This is a genomic window from Williamsia soli, from assembly GCF_017377795.1.
Classification (GTDB): domain Bacteria; phylum Actinomycetota; class Actinomycetes; order Mycobacteriales; family Mycobacteriaceae; genus Williamsia; species Williamsia soli.
In genome coordinates this window covers 223,376-241,052 of record NZ_JAFRDR010000008.1, presented here as the reverse complement: position 1 = coordinate 241,052, position 17,677 = coordinate 223,376, and the positions used below count along the sequence as shown (strand labels likewise).

General features: G+C 65.7%; 16 protein-coding genes. 12 read left to right on the top strand and 4 right to left on the bottom strand.

From position 1 onward, the window contains the following. Window positions 1–13: 13 nt before the first annotated feature. From J3S28_RS21005 to J3S28_RS20995, 3 genes are read left to right on the top strand one after another with little or no spacing between them, the layout of a single operon-like run. Entirely contained in the window at window positions 14–334 is a 321-nt protein-coding gene (locus J3S28_RS21005) for a type VII secretion target (protein ID WP_207842692.1), read from the top strand. Continuing rightward, window positions 306–1,847, top strand: a complete 1,542-nt coding sequence (locus J3S28_RS21000; RefSeq protein ID WP_207842691.1) for a hypothetical protein — start codon at window positions 306–308, stop codon at window positions 1,845–1,847. Before J3S28_RS21005 ends, J3S28_RS21000 begins: the two co-directional genes overlap by 29 nt. Then, the gene (locus J3S28_RS20995; RefSeq protein WP_207842690.1) at window positions 1,844–2,224 is read left to right on the top strand and encodes a hypothetical protein; all 381 of its coding nucleotides are present in this window, start codon (window positions 1,844–1,846) and stop codon (window positions 2,222–2,224) included. Before J3S28_RS21000 ends, J3S28_RS20995 begins: the two co-directional genes overlap by 4 nt. 13 nt (window positions 2,225–2,237) lie before the next feature. On the opposite strand, the gene J3S28_RS20990 is transcribed toward J3S28_RS20995, so the two are convergent. Then, the gene (locus J3S28_RS20990) at window positions 2,238–3,092 is read right to left on the bottom strand and encodes a dienelactone hydrolase family protein (protein WP_207842689.1); all 855 of its coding nucleotides are present in this window, start codon (window positions 3,090–3,092) and stop codon (window positions 2,238–2,240) included. 119 nt (window positions 3,093–3,211) lie between these two features. Between J3S28_RS20990 and J3S28_RS20985 the strand changes: the two genes are divergently transcribed. Then, window positions 3,212–4,624: an alanine--tRNA ligase-related protein gene (locus J3S28_RS20985; RefSeq protein WP_207842688.1), complete on the top strand. Its 1,413-nt coding sequence runs from the start codon at window positions 3,212–3,214 to the stop codon at window positions 4,622–4,624. A gap of 67 nt (window positions 4,625–4,691) precedes the next feature. Here J3S28_RS20985 and J3S28_RS20980 read toward each other — a convergent pair whose 3' ends face one another. Together J3S28_RS20980 and J3S28_RS20975 are read right to left on the bottom strand one after the other, a co-directional pair. Continuing rightward, window positions 4,692–6,827 (bottom strand): bifunctional lysylphosphatidylglycerol flippase/synthetase MprF, encoded by a 2,136-nt coding sequence (locus tag J3S28_RS20980; RefSeq protein WP_207842687.1) that lies wholly within the window; start codon window positions 6,825–6,827, stop codon window positions 4,692–4,694. 106 nt (window positions 6,828–6,933) lie between these two features. Further along, window positions 6,934–8,220 (bottom strand): alpha/beta hydrolase, encoded by a 1,287-nt coding sequence (locus J3S28_RS20975; RefSeq protein ID WP_207842686.1) that lies wholly within the window; start codon window positions 8,218–8,220, stop codon window positions 6,934–6,936. Between the two features lie 396 nt (window positions 8,221–8,616). On the opposite strand from J3S28_RS20975, the gene glmS reads away from it, so the two are divergent. From glmS to tsaD, 8 genes are all read left to right on the top strand, one after another. Beyond that, complete coding sequence (gene glmS, locus J3S28_RS20970) at window positions 8,617–10,479, top strand: glutamine--fructose-6-phosphate transaminase (isomerizing) (RefSeq protein WP_207842685.1); 1,863 nt, start codon at window positions 8,617–8,619, stop codon at window positions 10,477–10,479. Between the two features lie 17 nt (window positions 10,480–10,496). Further along, window positions 10,497–11,978: an NAD(P)H-hydrate dehydratase gene (locus J3S28_RS20965; RefSeq protein ID WP_207842684.1), complete on the top strand. Its 1,482-nt coding sequence runs from the start codon at window positions 10,497–10,499 to the stop codon at window positions 11,976–11,978. Further along, complete coding sequence (gene alr, locus J3S28_RS20960; protein WP_207842683.1) at window positions 11,975–13,153, top strand: alanine racemase; 1,179 nt, start codon at window positions 11,975–11,977, stop codon at window positions 13,151–13,153. Before J3S28_RS20965 ends, alr begins: the two co-directional genes overlap by 4 nt. Then, on the top strand, window positions 13,154–14,203 hold the full coding sequence (locus J3S28_RS20955; protein WP_207842682.1) for an alpha/beta fold hydrolase: 1,050 nt from the start codon (window positions 13,154–13,156) through the stop codon (window positions 14,201–14,203). It begins immediately after the preceding gene. Then, window positions 14,200–14,667 (top strand): tRNA (adenosine(37)-N6)-threonylcarbamoyltransferase complex ATPase subunit type 1 TsaE, encoded by a 468-nt coding sequence (tsaE, locus tag J3S28_RS20950; protein ID WP_307797293.1) that lies wholly within the window; start codon window positions 14,200–14,202, stop codon window positions 14,665–14,667. The genes J3S28_RS20955 and tsaE overlap by 4 nt, the downstream gene beginning before the upstream one ends. Before the next feature lie 91 nt (window positions 14,668–14,758). After that, the gene (tsaB, locus tag J3S28_RS20945) at window positions 14,759–15,418 is read left to right on the top strand and encodes a tRNA (adenosine(37)-N6)-threonylcarbamoyltransferase complex dimerization subunit type 1 TsaB (protein WP_207842681.1); all 660 of its coding nucleotides are present in this window, start codon (window positions 14,759–14,761) and stop codon (window positions 15,416–15,418) included. Continuing rightward, entirely contained in the window at window positions 15,415–15,894 is a 480-nt protein-coding gene (rimI, locus tag J3S28_RS20940) for a ribosomal protein S18-alanine N-acetyltransferase (RefSeq protein ID WP_207842680.1), read from the top strand. Before tsaB ends, rimI begins: the two co-directional genes overlap by 4 nt. Next, on the top strand, window positions 15,891–16,922 hold the full coding sequence (gene tsaD, locus J3S28_RS20935) for a tRNA (adenosine(37)-N6)-threonylcarbamoyltransferase complex transferase subunit TsaD (RefSeq protein ID WP_207842679.1): 1,032 nt from the start codon (window positions 15,891–15,893) through the stop codon (window positions 16,920–16,922). Before rimI ends, tsaD begins: the two co-directional genes overlap by 4 nt. Window positions 16,923–17,153: 231 nt before the next feature. Here tsaD and J3S28_RS20930 read toward each other — a convergent pair whose 3' ends face one another. Continuing rightward, window positions 17,154–17,597 (bottom strand): MarR family winged helix-turn-helix transcriptional regulator, encoded by a 444-nt coding sequence (locus tag J3S28_RS20930; protein WP_207842678.1) that lies wholly within the window; start codon window positions 17,595–17,597, stop codon window positions 17,154–17,156. Between the last annotated feature and the right edge of the window lie 80 nt (window positions 17,598–17,677).

Sequence of the window (17,677 nt, the reverse complement as noted above, 5' to 3'; positions counted from 1 at the left end):
ACGGGAGGGCAACATGGCTGATCAGACCAGGGTCGACCCAGAGGCGTTGCGAACACTGGGCGGTGTATTCGGGCAGAGCGCGGCAGCGGTGCACGTCGCTGCGACCGAACTCGTGGACTGCGACTTCGGCTCACACATGGGGAGTCGCTACGGCACCCATGCGACGGACTACGCCGCAGGCATTCTCGCGGTGGCCCAGTCGGTGAATGCACTCGCGGGTTCGTCCCGAACGTTCGGTGAGGCGCTGACCGCGGCCGCCGACACACTGGCCGGGCAGGACTCGTCGAACGCGGCCATGTTCGTCGGTGGCGATCCAGGTCGCCTCGATGGGTAACCCGCCTGCGCCGTCGGCGAGTGCTCTCGACGAGGAGCTCTTGGCCGTACGCGAGGTCGCCAGGGCGAGCGTGTGCTTCTTCGACAACGTTGCTCCGCTGGCCCGGCGCTTGGGTCTCGATGCCTTCCCGGCATTCGACACGTTCTTGGCGCGGTTCTTCGAGACGGAGGACATCAACACCCATCAACTGCGTGCAGATGGGCGGATCCTCCAGAACGTGCATACCACTGCCTCCGCCCAGGTCGCCTACCAGCACGAGCAGGATGCACCACTGGTCAATTGTTGGCCCGATGGGTCGGGAACCGCTGCCCGCCAACGGCTCTTGGCGCACCTACCCCGCGCAGACGCGGACCTCACGTCGCTCGGGGAGCTCGCGACCGGATTGCTCGTGGCCGCCGACTGTATCGACATATCGCGGGTTGCCAAGTTCACCGCTATCGGAACCATCGACGCGAACATCCTGCTCGGCATGCCGATCCGCGCGTGGACCGGCATCGTCGAATCGCTGGCAACCGCTCCGCGAGAAGAACTACGCGCGGCGATCACGGCCGCGGTCAACCTGTTCACCTCGTCGGTCAACACCTGCGATCAGGCGGTGGAAGCCATTCTGTCCGGGGTCTGCACCGGCCTTCAGGCCATCAACACCACCGAATACCCATGCGGTCAGCCGAGACCATGCGCTCCTGCTGCCGCCCCCGGCCCGGCGGATGGCTCCGGCCCGGTCTGTGCCGACAGCCCCGTGGTTCCTGGCGGATCTGGAGGGACGGCTGAACCGTCCTCGGGAACAGCAACGCCTGCTGAACCAGTGAGCGGGCCGCCGGCGACTCCCGCTGTGCCGGTGACCGATCCCCGTGCCGGGGCGGTGATCGCGGCAGGGTCGGGCTCTGCCGCAGGTCATATCACCGCACCAACGGTTGCGTCGTCGGGTGGCACCGAGCTCCCCGAACTCACCGGGTTGCTGGGGCCGCTTGTCGGAGCAGTCAGCCAGGCGGTGGCAGGGGCCGTGATCGGTGTCGTCGATGCCGTGATCTCAGTGCAGTCCGACGGTCATCCAGTGCAGGCGGTCGGTGGGTCTGCCGGAGCTCCGCAGGTCGCCGGGCCCCCGGACGGGGCGTCGCCGGCCCTGGGTGAGAAGACCACCGAACGCGAGGTCGGAGACGATTGCCGTTCCTCGAGCTCGACCGTCAGTGGCGGGGGAACGTCCCCGGACAACGCAGATCAAGGCTGCGCGGATGGGCCGGACGGGCCCGATCACCCTGTTGCGGTCGGCCCGCCCGAGAGCGGTGCGACCGACGAACCGAGCGAGACGCAAAAACCACCACCCACGCCAGAGCCCGAAACCGACACCTGCCCGGTGCCGGTGACTCCTGGAACGGCTCCCAGCGGGCAAGTCCCGAATCCACACCCGGCGCGGCTACCGGAGCCGAGCACCCAGGTCGCGCCGCAAGCCACCGATCAAAGCCCACCCGCACCTGGCGACGACGGTGTTCTCGCCCTGGCGGGTGACCAATGAGCATCGCGGATCTCTTCGATTCGATCGCCGAACGCGCACGGGCAGAGACCGGATCCGCGGTGCGAACCTACCGAGACCAACAGCGCGCACTCGAGGAACGACTTCGGATCGCAATCGAGAACGCCGACCATCGCCGCGGCAGTACCCGCGCAGCGATTGCGGCACGGGGTGCAATCCTGTTGCCCGCCGACGACATCGACCTCAGTCCCCACACTCCGGCGCCCGGGGCGCGGGGTGCGGCCTCGGTGCCCGCGGCCATCCCGACGCCTACGTCGGTCCCCGTCGCCGACGAACCGCTGCCGGCTCATCGCAACGATGACGAGCAGGACGGGACGATGGATTTCTCGTTCTCGAGCGGCTGGCTCACCGACCGCTGAGCGGTCGGAGAACTTACTTCCGCAACAGTCGGGTCAGCGGATCGATCAGGTCTTCTGTGCCTGGCGGGAGCGCGTCGGGATCGACGGTCAAGAGCTTGCCGAGGCCGGCGTCCGGGTCGCTGAACGCGGCGTACTTGCTGTCCTCGGTGAGCTGATGGAGCAGGAACCCGGTGAGGACGCCCCTGCTGATCTTCTGGGTCTTCCTGTCGTTGCCGCCGGCTCCGAGCTTGGATCGCACACTGAAACCTTCGGCCAGACCCCGGTTCTCGGTCCGCGGTGCCATCCGGAGCACAGTGTGATCGGCGCGGAGGGCACGCCGCAGAGCGAGCGCGTTGGACGTCATCGACTCGAGTTCGCCCGGCGCGACGACGATCAGAGCCGGCACCGTGACCTCGCGCGCGGCAGGCAGGACCGCGCTGCTCGTCGGAGCCGGAAAGAGTGCGGCAAGTGCTTTGGCCCGATCGCTTCGGGCGGCGGCGAGAGTTGCGGCCGAGGCACCGAAGCCGTGGCCGGTCAGACCCAGTCGATGTTTGTGGACGGTGATGTCGCCTGCACCCAGCCGGACCTCGCTGATCACCGACAACGTTGTCTCCAGGTCGGCGGCGAGTCCCTGATCCGACGCCAGCATGCCCTTCTCGGTGGTCGGAGCCGCGGCGACAATGCCCCACGACGCCAGGTGCGCCAGGGTTTTGTAGTACTGCTTGGCGCCGGTGAGCCAGCCGTGGCCGAAGGCGATTCCCGGGAGGTCCTTCCCCTCGGCAGGGGCATAGAGGGTGCCGGGTAACCCGACGATCGCCATGTCGCCGCGCAGAACCTTGTGCGGTCCGGTCTTGGACAGCTGCGAAAGGAGCTTCTTGGGGTTGGCCACGATCTGACTCTAGGGGATCGTGCTTCGGACCGGCAGCACCCCCGGCCCGCTGCTCGGTATTTTGACGGACCACGCCATTCACCGCGCATTCAGGGCCCGAACTTGGCAGAGTAATCCGCATGGATGCCAATGAGATCCGCAGTGCCTATCTCGCGTTGATGACCGAACGCGGTCATACCGTGATTCCCCGCGCACCGCTTGTGCCCAAAGATGACCCGACGACGCTGTTCACGGGCAGCGGCATGCAGCCGCTACTCAAGTACCTGCTCGGTGCCGAACACCCGTCGGGGAAGCGACTTGCTGATTCGCAGACGTGCCTGAGGTCGCAGGACATCGAAGAGGTGGGCGACAACCGGCACACGACGTTCTTCGAGATGCTCGGGAACTGGAGTCTCGGCGACTACTTCAAGAGTGAGCAGATCCCGTTGTTCTGGCATTTCCTCACCGAGATCGTAGGTCTCGACCCGAATCGCATCTACGTGACCGTGTTTTCGGGCGATCCCGAGAACGGAATTCCGCGGGATGACGAGAGCGCCGACATCTGGACCGAATTGTTCACCAAGGCCGGGGTTTCCGCCGACCGGGTGGTGTTGCTGACCGAAGAACACGGCAACGAGGTCGGCAACCAGGGCGCGCGGATCGCGTACTACAGCGACAAGAACTGGTGGTCGCGGTCCGGTGGACCGGAGACGATGCCGGTCGGCGATCCCGGCGGGCCCGACAGTGAGGTCTTCTACTACTTCCCGCAGGTCGAGCACGACACCGCGTTCGGCAAGTACCCACATCAGAACTCCGACGGTGGGCAGTACATGGAGATCGGCAACTCGGTGTTCATGCAATACGCCAAGACGGTGGAGGGCTTCGCCGAATTGCCCAAACTCAACGTCGATTACGGCGGTGGCCTCGAACGGATCGCGGCCGCGTCGATCGACAGTCCTGATGTGTACCGGATCAGTCTGCTGTGGCCGATCGTGCAGAAGATCGAGGAATTGTCCGGGGTCGGGTACGACGAGAACACCGTGGCGATGCGGGTCATCGCCGACCACATCCGTGGCGCGGTCTTCCTCGCGGTGGACGGCGTGGTGCCGTCGAACAAGGAACAGGGATACGTGATGCGCCGGCTGGTGCGCCGGGCGATCCGGTTCGCTCACCAGCTCGGCGTCCAGGACAAGCTGCTGACGCAGCTCGTACCGGTGGTCGCAGATCTCTACACCGACGCCTACCCGGAAGTCGCCGAGCGCCGCGAGAACGTGATCGAGGTGCTGGAAAAGGAGGAGCGGTCCTTCCGTCGCACTCTCGGCAAGGGGCTGCGCGAACTCAAGCGGCTCGGCAAGACCGGCGAGACGGTGACCGGTAAGGATCTGTTCAAGTTGTCCGACACGTTCGGGTTCCCGGTCGAGTTGTCTGCCGAGGAGGCCGTGACACGTGGCTTGCCGATGACGGTGAATTGGCGGGCGGAGTTCGATGCGGAGATCGAAGCGCAGCGTGCTCGTTCGCAGGCGTCAACCAAGCTCGGCGCCACCGCCGACTGATCCGATGATGGTGGGTTTTGGCGAGCGCGACCTGCAGGTTTGCTCACCAAAACCCACCACGATCGAGCTATTCCCGGGTGGTTGCGAGTTTGATCATCTGACCGGGAGTGGCGTTCGGAAGGTAGGCGCGGGTGAGCGCGACTCCGATACGCGGTAGGTCGCCCTCGTCCCGGAAGCACATGTAGACCGGTTCGTAGCGGGGTTGGAACTTCATCTTGAACGCGTGCAACGACCGGAAGCCGTAGAACGGCTCCATCGCTGCACCCATCATGTCGAGCATCCGGTCCATCGCCACCACCTCGCCGGCCTCGTCCTCGGCCCGTGCGAGCGGTGCTCCCGACAACGAGAGGATCTCGGCGCCCTCGGCTTTGAACGCGAGGGCGGAACTCGCGATGAGGAACTCGATGCACGGCCGAAAGCCGTCGTCGCGTCTGCGCATCACGTCCAGCGTCCAGCCGCGCATGGTGTCTCCGCTGCCGAAAACAGGCAGCCACGACAACACGCCGTGTACGGACCCGGTGTCGTCGATGGCCAGGGCCACCCGGACCTCGGGGTCGAGGGCCTCTTCGACACTGCCGAGCGTGAAGCCCATCTCGGGTAGGCCCTTGTCGCCCACCCACTCTTCGGAGATCGCCCGCACCTGCGCCACGACTGCGAAGGGTTCGTCCTTCAGGGTCGTGAGTTTGAAGGTGATGCCCTCCTTCTTCGCCCGGTTGAGAGCCGATCGGATGTCCTGCCACGGTTTGCCTTTGAAGGCCAGCGTCGGGAGGTCGATGATCGTGTCCTCGGCGATCTGCAGGGTTCGCCAGCCCATGTCGCGGGCGATGGAGGCGGTGGCCTCGCTGACGGAGAACCAGCACGGGATCCGAGCGCTGTTCTCGGCCATATCGGTGAACTCGCGGATGGTCTCCTCGAGTTTTTCTGGCGCACAGACGGGATCGGCCAACGCGAGCACGGTGCCTGCGGGACGTTGGTAACCGATTACGCCCTCGCCGTCCTTGGTGAACGCGTATTGGTTGTTCTCCCAGGTGATCATCCAGCTCATGGTGCTGCCGCCGTACTTCTTCAGGAGGCTGCGGACCTGTTCTGCGGGATTCGAACCACCCATGCCCGCCATGGCTTTCCGGCTGTTCAGCGGGACCATGAACGCATAGCGGCCACCGAACAGCAGGGTCAGCTCGACGATCCAGAGAAGTCCGGTACCGACGGTGACGGCGCCCTTGCCCTCGAAACTCGAGGTGATCACGGCAATGAGGACCAGAACCAGCAAGGCGATGTACAGCAGGCCATAGACGACGGTGACCCACCAGGCCCATTTACGGCCTCGGCGGAGTTGGTCGGCGATGAGCAGCACGATCAGGACGCTGACTATCGAACCCCAGCTGAGGCTGTCGTTCGAGTCCGTCGGCCCGAACGGCCCGTCACCTGGGAACACCGCGACCGCGATGTTGACGACTCCGATGAGGACCAGACCGAGGAAGCTGATCATCCGGATTTCCTGGCGGGTACGAGGCATGACACCGGACTCGCTCTTGCTGAAGAACCGCTCGCCGACGATCAGCATGACCACCACCGCGATCAGGTGGGTCACATCCGCCAGCTTGCCTTCGAACAGGAACGAGATCGCCACATACGCCAGGAGAACAGCCCGGACCCGTAGGCGCCACGGCGATTTGAGGGTGGCGCTTGCGGCGGCGATCGCGGCGACGATGGCGGTGGTGACGCCCACGTCGCGCACCTCGGCGAGGTGATCGACCCAGGCCCAGCTCGTCGGACGGAAGATCGCGATGAAGGCGATGGCACCGAGCACGCCGATGAGCTGCCCCACGACGGTGACGATCGCCACCCTGACCGTGCCCAGGAGCCATTCACTCCAGCCCACGAAGATCGCGAACAGCAGCGTGATGAAGAGGTAGCTGAGCGGACTGGACTTGAACAACATGCCCGACAGCGGAGTCCACCATTTGCTCTCGGTCAGCGGTGGATAGCCGTACGCGATGTCGTTGAACCAGCTCTTGTCGCCGACCGTCTCCCACAGGGCGCCGGTGACGATGCCGATGACGATGATCGCCACGACGACTGTGGTCGTGAACGGTACTTTGCGCGCAGTCCAGCTGATGGCACCGAACACCTTCGCGAGGGGCGATGGGGCCGCCGCCTGCTCGGACGGGGGTGCCTCGCTGGGGGTGTCGGTCGTGCTCATCGGCGCCTTTCGTTCGTTGCCGGACGTGCGAGCTGTGTCTCGCTGTGCGGGGTGAGTGTGCGAGCGGTGTGCGAAATGTCGCTTGTGAACAGAATTATTGCCCAGTTCACGGCAAACCCAGGCGTTTGCCGAGCCATGGCATCTCGAGTTTGAGTCCAGCGGACCACACGGCGAACGAATGTCCTCCTGGAACGGTGTCGAAATGGACGTCCATCCCCGCCGCCTGCGCTGCCTGGAACACCTGGGTCAGGCCTGGCCGGTACTCGGCGTCGTCCTTACCGACGACGAATGCGCCCGCGACTCCCGGGAACTGCTTGGTCTTCATGATGTCCATCGGATTGACGGCGGTGAACTTCGCCGAGTCGCCACCGAAGGCCTGGTCGACGGTGCGTTTGCGATCACCGAGGGTCGGCTCGAGCTGCCCGGACATGTCGAGGAATGTCGGGTAGATCTCGGGGTAGTTGGTGGTCATCTGAAGCGAACACGTGCCGCCGTACGAGAGTCCGCCGATCGCCCAGGCCTTGGGGTCGGAGTCGACCTGCAGGTTTCCCTTCGTCCAGTCCGGGACGTCTTTGGCGAGGTACGCCGCCACGTTGCCGAGTTTGGAGTCCATACAGAGCGGATTGGCGAGTTCGTCGCCGGTGGCATCGGCGACCACCACGACAGGGGACAGTCCTTCGTTGGCGCCGGCGTATTGGTCCATGGTCTGGGTGAGGCGACCGCCGACGAGCCAATCCTCGGGTGAGCCGGGTTGCCCGGCCATCAGGACCAGCACCGGGAGCAAGGGACGCGGTTCGGTGAAGTAGGCGGGCGGTAGATAGATCTTGGCGGGCCGGGCGTTGAAATTCGAGGTCGTGCCAGGAATCGGGGCGGTGATGACGGCGCCCCCGCCGGGAAGGCTGCTCGGCTTCTTCCATTGACTCAGTTCGACGGTCTTGATGTCGTTGTTTCGGGCTTCCTCGAGAGAGATCGTCTTGACGTTGTTGATCCCGAACACGGACCCGACCGTCGGGTACTCACTGAAATGTTCATTGATCTGCGAAAAAGCCATCGTCACGGCAAAGACGGTGGCCAGCACCGTGATGATCCGGCCGAAGACGCCGCTACCTCGGATGAGCCGGGGAACGAGGAGGAGGATCGCGAACACTGCGAGTCCGCCCCAGATGTAGCAGTTGAGCGGTATCGGGTCGGAGAACAGCTTCCACACGTCTTCGATGAGCCATTTGGCCAGAATCACCAGCAGTATCGCCACGACTGCCGCCAGTGGGACCACGTACAGGAGGTAAACCTTCTGGAACAGCAGGATCAGCCATGCCAATCCCAGGATTCCCAGGATCAGAATGGTCCACGGCACCCAGCCGTCGAGCACCGATGTTTCCCACAGCCAGTTCATTGGTGTCCTTCGGTGCCCTTGGTCGTCGATGAGCCTGCAGGAAAAAGGTACCGGCTAACAGCGCGGAATACCTGGTTACAGAAGGGAAATGGCGCAATTGCCGACGATGGGGCGACCTGGCTAAACGCCAAAAAAACGTCCACCGAAATTCGGTGGACGTTTGACGCCGACTGTGGTGGATCACTGACCACCGGTGGTGGAGGACATACGGATCGAACGTATCGATGGCGTCCCAACCGACGCATCCCCCTCGACTCTCGCGGGCTCTGGCCCGTGAACTCCAAGAGTTCGCTCACTGTAGCCCACAACGTCATTTCGTGTCATCTCGAATGACGAACTTCGTGCTGACGTTTGAAGATTCTGTCCTGCCGAAGTCGGCAAGTACCCTGTAGCACTATGTGTGGAATCGTCGGATACGTGGGCAAACGCGATGCTCTCGAGATTGTTGTCGAGGCACTGCGACGGATGGAATACCGCGGGTACGACTCGGCCGGCGTCGCCATTCTCGACGGGGCCGGACACACCGCGGTGGAGAAGAAGGCCGGGCGGCTCGAGAACCTCGACAAGGAACTCGCCACCCTTGGCCGAGACGCGTTTGCCGGTACGACCGGCATGGGGCACACCCGATGGGCCACCCACGGTCGCCCCACCGACCGCAATGCCCATCCTCACACCAGCATTGACGGCAAAATCGCCGTCGTCCACAACGGGATCATCGAGAACTTCGCAGCATTGCGCAGCGAGGTCGAACAGGCCGGTATCGAGTTCAGCTCCGACACCGACACAGAGGTAGCGGTCCACCTGATGGCCCTTCAGTACGCGTCGGGTCCTACCGCGGGTGACTTCGTCGGCAGTGCCTACGCAGTGCTGGGCCGGCTCGAGGGCGCGTTCACGCTCGTCTTCACCCATGCCGATCACGCCGACACGATCGTCGCAGCCCGGCGCTCGACACCATTGGTCGTCGGCGTCGGGGAGAACGAGATGTTCGTCGGCTCGGACGTCGCCGCGTTCATCGAACACACCCGCGAAGCGGTGGAGCTCGGTCAAGACCAGGTGGTGGTGATCACGGCCGACACCTACAAGATCACCGACTTCACGGGCAATGCCGAGCCCGGCAGGCCCTTTCACATCGACTGGGACCTCGCCGCCGCCGAAAAAGGTGGCTACGACTATTTCATGCTCAAAGAGATCGCCGAGCAGCCGCAGGCGCTCGCCGACACCCTGCTCGGGCACTTCGAGAACGGGCGGATCATCCTCGACGAGCAGCGCCTGACCGATGAGGACCTGCGCGACATCGACAAGATCTTCGTCGTTGCCTGCGGCACCGCCTATCACGCCGGATTGCTGTCGAAGTACGCCATAGAGCACTGGACGAGGCTCCCCGTCGAGGTCGAACTGGCCAGCGAGTTCCGGTATCGCGACCCGGTTCTGGACCGCTCGACCTTGGTGGTCGCCATCTCGCAGTCGGGTGAGACGGCAGACACCTTGGAGGCCGTTCGGCACGCGAAAGAGCAGAAGGCTCGTGTCCTGGCGATCTGTAACACCAACGGGGCCCAGATTCCGCGCGAGTCCGACGCGGTGCTCTACACCCACGCCGGGCCCGAGATCGGTGTCGCGTCGACAAAGTGCTTCTTGGCGCAGATCACCGCGACGTACCTCGTCGGGCTGGCGCTGGCACAGGCGCGCGGAACCAAGTACCCGGATGAGGTCGCCCGCGAGTTCGCTGCCCTCGAGGCAATGCCGGCCGCTGTCGAGAAGGTGCTCGAGACGGTCGAACCGGTTCGGGAATTGGCTCGCTCCCTGAGCGCCAGCCCCACAGTCCTCTTCCTGGGGCGGCACGTGGGTTACCCCGTGGCACTCGAGGGTGCGCTGAAACTCAAAGAACTGGCGTACATGCACGCCGAGGGATTCGCTGCGGGCGAGCTCAAGCACGGTCCCATCGCTCTGATCGAAGACAACCTCCCGGTCATCATCGTCATGCCGTCGCCCACGGGCAGAGCGGTGCTGCACTCGAAGATGGTCAGCAACATCCGCGAGATCCAGGCGCGTGGTGCGACCACGATCGTCATTGCCGAGGACGGTGACGACACCGTGCTCGACGTTGCTGACCACCTGATCCGGATCCCGCAGGTACCCACCCTGCTGCAGCCTCTGGTGTCCACGGTGCCGCTGCAGGTCTTTGCCGCCGCGGTGGCCCAGGCCAGGGGTTACGACGTGGACAAGCCGCGAAACCTGGCCAAGTCCGTCACCGTCGAGTAAGGGCGCGACCACAGACCATGATCGGTTACTTCAGTGCCGAGCAGATCCGGGCCGCCGAAGAGGCGACCGGGGACCTGCTCGAACGCGGTGTGCTGATGGGTCGGGCGGCCCACGCCGTCGCCGATGTCGTTGCCGCGGAACTACGTACGCGCAACGGTGGTTGTTATGGTCGTTGTGTCGGTGTACTGGCGGGTGCCGGCGACAACGGTGGCGACGCGCTGCACGCGGCAGCGATGCTCCGGCGCCGCGGGGTCCATGTCGAGGCGATTCTGCTCGGCGGTGAGCGGACGCACGCCGCCGGGCTGAAGAGCTTCCGGCGCGCCGGTGGACGCGTCGTCGAGACATTCTCTGCCGGACTTGATCTCGTGATCGACGGAATCGTCGGCCTCAGTGGTAGAGGACCTCTGCGGCCCGCGGCTGCCGCCCTCGTCGAGTCATTGACTGTGCCGGTCGTGTCGGTGGACCTGCCGTCCGGGGTCGACGCGGACACCGGTCAGGTCAACGCCCCCGCCGTCCGTGCCGCGGTCACCGTCACCTTCGGGGCGTTCCGGATCGCACATGTACTCGCGGCACCGCAGTGCGGTCGAACAGTGTTGGCAGACATCGGAATCACGGCGCACGAGCCGACGCTGCGACAGCTGACCGACGACGAGGTCGCGCGGCTGTGGCCTCTTCCCGGACCGACGGACGACAAGTACAGCCAGGGTGTGGTCGGCATCGTCGCGGGGTCGGCGCGGTATCCGGGAGCCGGCGTGTTGTGTAGCGGCGCAGCGGTCTCGGCTACATCCGGCATGGTCCGGTACGCCGGTGCTGCAGGGCCACAAGTCCTTTCGCACTATCCTGAGGTGATCGCGACCGAAGAACCCGAAGATGCGGGCAAGGTGCAGGCCTGGGTGGTCGGGCCCGGTGCAGGTACCGAAGACGCCGGATTGCGGCGACTGCGGCACGTGTTGGACACCGATGTGCCGGTCCTCATCGACGCCGATGGCCTGACGTTGCTGGCGCAGCATCGGGAGCTCGTCGTCGGCCGCAGCGCGCCGACGCTGCTCACCCCGCATGCGGGGGAGTTCGCCCGTCTCACCGGCGCCGAGGTGGGTGCGGACCGGGTGGGGGCCGTGCGCGGACTCGCCGCCGAATTGGGCGTGACGGTGCTGCTCAAGGGCCGGGCCACCCTGATCGCCTCACCGGACGGAGACGTGCTGGTCAACGACGCACAATCCTCGTGGGCTGCGAGTGCCGGCGCGGGCGACGTGCTCTCCGGCATCGCGGGCAGCCTGCTCGCCGCCGGTATCGCGGCCCCCCTCGCCGCCGCCGCCGCAGCGCGGGTGCATGCCCGTGCCGCGATCACCGCGTCCGCGGGATCGATGTCGAATACCACAGGGGCTGCCCCGATCGGGGCATCGGCGCTGGTGCGCGCAGTATCACCGACGCTGCGCACGTTGCTCGTCGAGCGGACCCGCGACGCCGGCCCGACCGGATGGGAAGATGACAAGCGATGAACTCTCCGGCGCTCGAGGCACACATCGATCTCTCTGCGGTCGCCCACAACATCGACATCTTGCGGTCGCACACGACTGCGCAGGTGATGGCGGTCGTCAAGGCCGACGGGTACGGACACGGCGCGGTGCAGGTGGCGCGAGCCGCCCTCGCGGCGGGCGCGGCCGAACTCGGCGTGGCGACGATCGACGAGGCACTGGCCGTACGCCGCGACGGGGTGAGCGCGCCCATCCTGGCCTGGCTGCACAGTCGAGGCTCCGACTTCGCCGGAGCCATCGCTGCCGACGTCCAGGTCGGCGTCTCCTCGCCCAGACAACTGGACGCGGTTGTGGCCGCGGCCCGGGTGGTCGGTCAAAGCGCCTCGGTGACGGTCAAGATCGACACCGGCCTGGCCCGCAACGGTGTCGCGCCTGCGGAATGGGATGAGATCGCTGCCGGGCTGGCGAAAGCCGTTGCCGAGCAATCGATCGTCCTTCGCGGTGCGATGACCCACCTGGTACGAGGAGACGAACCGCAGCATCCCGAGAACGACCTGCAGGCGCGGCGCTTCGACGAGGCCGTGGCCGACCTGGTTCGAGTGGGTGCGCGTCCGCAGGTGCAGCACATCGCGAACTCGGCGGCGACGCTGATGAGACCCGATCTCGCCCGTGACCTGGTCCGGCCCGGCATCGCCGTCTACGGCCGTTCTCCGGCACCCGAGTACGGCGACTTCGGGCTGGTGCCGGTCATGACACTCTCGGCCGAGGTTCTCTCGGTAAAAAAGATCAAAGCGGGGCAAGGGGTTTCGTACAGTCACACGTGGGTGGCGCCGCGAGATACCACTGTCGCGTTGCTGCCGGCCGGCTACGCGGACGGGGTGCCACGGCTGGTGTCCAACCAACTCCGGGTGCACATCAACGGCCACGGGTTCCCCGGCGTCGGCCGTGTCTGCATGGACCAGATGGTGGTCGATGTCGGACCCGACGGTGGTGGTGTCGCCGAAGGCGATCGGGCCATTCTGTTCGGGACGGGTGCCGGTGGTGGACCGACCGCGCTGGACTGGGCCGAGGCCATCGGGTCCATCGACTACGAGATCGTATCCGGCATCCGGGGTCGCACGATCCGCACGTACAGCAGCGAACCCGTAGGCACCCCCGACACCCGCCCGCGCAGCACCCACGACATCGGGGCGACATAGATGGAACGTTCTGGACGGCTCGAGATCTTGGCCGGATCCGCCGGTGTCGCGACCCTCGGCGCCCTGGCGGTCGGCGCTGCCGTGCGTTCGATCACCCGTCGCGCACCGACGTCTGTGGATCCGAACTCCATCGAGGACTTCGGTCTGATCTACGACGACCACGCGAGTATCGTCGTCGCCGATGACGGTGTGCCACTGGCCGTCCGGGAGGTCGGACCCTCGGATGCACCATTGACCGTCGTGTTCGTCCACGGATTCTGCCTGCGAATGTCGACATGGCATTTCCAGCGCCGCGACCTCGCCACGCAGTGGGGTGACGACGTACGCATGGTGTTCTTCGACCACCGCGGCCACGGCGAGTCCGGGCAGGCCTCACCCAAGTCGTGCACCATCACGCAGATGGCTGCCGACCTCGAAGCCGTCCTGCGGTCAGTGGTGCCTGTGGGACCGGTCGTCCTGGTCGGGCATTCGATGGGCGGTATGGCCATCATGGCTTTGGCGAGCAGACGTCCGGAGTTGTTCGGTACAAGGGTGATCGGCGTGGGGCTGGTTGCATCCGCGGCGCACGGCATCGCCGAGGCGGGCCTGGGTCGCGGACTCCAGAACCCACTCGTCGACGCTTTCCGGCTCTCCGTGCGGCAAGCGCCCCGGGCGGTGGAGGCAGGCCGCGGGCTGACCAGGCTGCTGATGGCGCCGGTGCTGACCGCGGGCAGCTTCGGTTCGACGTTCCATTCTCCGGCGGTCGCCGAGTTCGTGGAGTCGGTGATCCAGCGCACCCGGATCGACACCGTCGTCAACTTCCTGCGAGCTCTCGAAGAGCACGACGAGACGGCCGGTCTGGCAGTGCTCTCCGGGGTCGACACGATGGTGGCTTGTGGGTACGAGGACAAGGTGACGCCCTTGCCGAACTCGGTTGAACTACATAACAAGTTGAGCCCGAAGTGTGAGCTCGTCGGGGTGGCCGACTGCGGGCACATGGTGATGCTGGAGAACCCCGCGGTGATCACCGCGGCGATCGCTGCGCTGGTCCGGAGGGTTGCCGGGCAGTGAGTTCCGAGCCGCGACATCAGGAGGACCTGCCACATCGTCGGCAGTTACCCACCGTCGACGACACCGAGGCTTTCGGCCGAGAACTCGCGGCGGAACTCTCGGCCGGCGATCTCGTGATACTCGACGGCCCATTGGGGGCAGGCAAGACCGCGATGGCGCGGGGGATCGGGGCCGGCCTCGGGGTGCAGGGCCGGATCACCTCACCCACGTTCATCATCGCGCGCGAGCACCGGTCCGGGGGACCGGGCCGGCCGGCGATGATCCACGTCGATGCCTACCGGCTCGGCGATCTGGATGAACTCGATGCGCTCGACCTCGACACCGACCTCACCGATTCGGTGGTCGTCGTCGAATGGGGCGAGGGCGTCGCCGAGCGGCTCGCCGGACGACACCTGCTCGTCCGGCTGACCCGCGACCTCGATACGGATGAGCGCTCCGTCGACTACGGCTGGCTCTCCCGATGATGGGTCGTTGTGGCGGTGCCGACCTGGGCTTTCGTTCGCCAGAACGGCACATCATGGGGGACCGGGGCGGGCGCGGGTAGGCTGGCTGATCGTGCTTGTGCTCGCGATCGACACCGCAACTCCCGAGGTCGTCACTGGGGTCGTCGAGGTGACCGACGATAGCGGTCCGCTCGTCCGTTCCGAGCGCAGAGAACTGACCACCCGCGGCCATGCCGAAATCCTGACCACTCGGATTCTGGAGTGTCTCGCCGAGGCCGGGGTGACACGCGCCGACCTGGACGCAGTCGTCGTCGGTCAGGGTCCGGGTCCGTTCACCGGCTTGCGGGTCGGACTGGCGACGGGAGCCGCATTCGGGGATGCCCTGGGAATCGGAGTTCACGGCGTCTGTTCCCTCGACGCGATCGCGCTGCAAGAACCCGAAGTGCGGTCGCTGCTCGTCGTCACCGACGCCCGGCGCCGCGAGGTCTACTGGGCTCGATTCGTCGATGGGGTGCGCACCCACGGCCCGGACGTGCTGGCGCCCGGCGAGTTGACGGCACATCTGGCCGGCGAGAACATCGACGCGGTGGCCGGCTCGCCCGGCCACAGTGCGCTGTTCGATCTCCCCGTGCGCACCGCGAGCGCGCCCACGGCACTGAGCCTGGTGCAGGTGGCGTTGCCCAACCTGGTCGCGAGCGTGGTCCCGGGACCGCTCACGCCGTTGTATTTGCGCCGTCCCGACGCTGTGGAACTCAAGGATCGTAAGAAGTGATCAGTGACCTGACGCCCCGCGACGCCGCGCGCTGCGCCGCACTCGAGGTACTCCTATTTGCCGGTGACTCGCCCTGGCCCGCGGAGGCGTTTCGCAGCGAGATGCTTGCCCCGCACAATCATTACTTCGCGGTTCGCGACGACGAGACGCTCATCGGATACGCCGGGATCTCGGTCCTGGGTCCCTCCGACCATCCCGAGTGCGAAATCCATACCATCGCAGTCGATCCCGCCTACCAGGGGCGTGGTCACGGGCGCGAGCTCCTCACGGCTCTGCTCGAGGTCGCCGACCGGCATCACGCGGAAGTGTTCCTGGAGGTCCGCACGGACAACGAGACGGCGATCGAGATGTACCGCCGCAACGGTTTCGAGCAGGTCGGTGTGCGCAAGAGGTATTACCAGCCCAGCGGTGCCGACGCGTACACGATGCGCCGGCCCGCTGTCGCCGTCCCTGTGACAGAGGAGCATCTCGCATGATCGTTCTCGGAGTCGAGAGCTCCTGCGACGAGACCGGGGTCGGGATCGTGCGGTGGAACGCCGATCACACGACGACGCTGCTCGCCGACGAGGTCGCGTCCAGCGTCGAAGAACACGCCCGGTATGGCGGTGTGGTGCCCGAAGTGGCGTCGCGCGCGCATCTCGAGGCGATCGTTCCCACCATGCGCCGGGCCTTGGCAGCCGCCGACATCACGGTTCCGGACGCCATCGCCGTGACCATCGGGCCGGGGTTGGCCGGAGCGCTGCTCGTCGGCGTCGCGGCAGCGAAAGCCTATGCCGCAGCCTGGGATGTTCCGCTGTATGCGGTCAACCACCTCGGTGGTCACGTCGCGGTCGACACACTCGAACACGGGCCGATGCCGCCGTGTGTGGCGTTGCTGGTCTCCGGTGGGCACACCCATCTGCTGCACGTCACCGATCTGGGCGCGCCGATCGTCGAACTCGGGACCACGGTCGACGATGCGGCGGGGGAGGCATTCGACAAGGTCGCGAGACTGCTGGGGCTGGGCTTTCCCGGCGGGCCCGCACTCGATGCTGCTGCACGACATGGCGATCCGAACGCAATCAGGTTTCCCCGCGGTATGACCGGCCCGAGAGATGCCCGCAACGACTTCTCGTTCAGCGGGCTCAAGACCGCGGTGGCCCGCCACGTCGAGAAGTGCAGGCGCGACGGGATCGAACCTCCCGTCGACGACATCGCTGCGTCTTTCCAGGAGGCGGTCGCCGACGTGCTGACGATGAAGGCGGTTCGTGCCTGCACAGACGTCGGAGTGGACACGCTGGTGCTCGGGGGCGGGGCCACCGCCAACTCACGCATCCGATCGATGGCACAGGAGCGTTGTGCGGCGGCAGGCATCACGTTGCGGGTTCCGAAGCCGCGGTTGTGCACCGACAACGGTGTGATGATCGCAACTCTCGGAGCCCATGTGATCGCCGGCGGCGCAGAGCCGTCCGAACTCACCGTCGCCACGGACCCCGGATTGTCGGTTCAGGTCAGCAGTTACTGACCTGCGCCCGGCCACACCCCCGCCGACCGTGCCATAAACGACGCCGACCGTGCCCTTTTCGTCGCCGATCGTGCCTTTTTCGTTGTGATACAAGATATTTCGGTCCGCTTTTATCGAAAAGGGCTACACTCACCGCGATCAACGGCACGCTCGATGACTGAAAGGGCACGGTCGGCGCACGTACCGGCACGCTCGATGCCTGAAAGGGCACGCTCGGCGGGGAGCCCGAGATCAGCTGGTCGCCGAGGAATTGTCGAGGTCCGGTGCGCCGCAGAGTGATCCCGACGTGCAGGCGTCGGATTCTGCGCGCAGTATGGCTCTCTGCACCGGCTTGGCGGCCTGGTAGCGGGCCACACCGTCAGCGGTGAGCTCGGTGAACACCGATCGACGGTCGCCGGCACACATGGATCGCTCGACCAGTCCATCCTTTTCCAGGCCCGCCACAAGCCGGGAGAGCGCGCTCTGGCTCAGGTGGACGAGGCCGGCGAGTGCGCTCATCCGCATCTTCCGGTCGTCGGCGGACGCGAGGAGCTCGAGGACTTCGAACTCGCTGCTGGAAATCTGCTGGGCGGCCTGCAATGCGCGATCGAGGTCGCATTGCAAGCGGTGATAGCGCACCGAGAGCGTGTGCCAGGCCTGGGCCAGGTCATCGTCGCTTCGTTGCGGGCTGCTCATGGGGGCATCATATCAGATGCAAGGGAATTATTGTTGTTTGCATTTTATGTAGACACATTAGATGCGTATGCATATAGTTC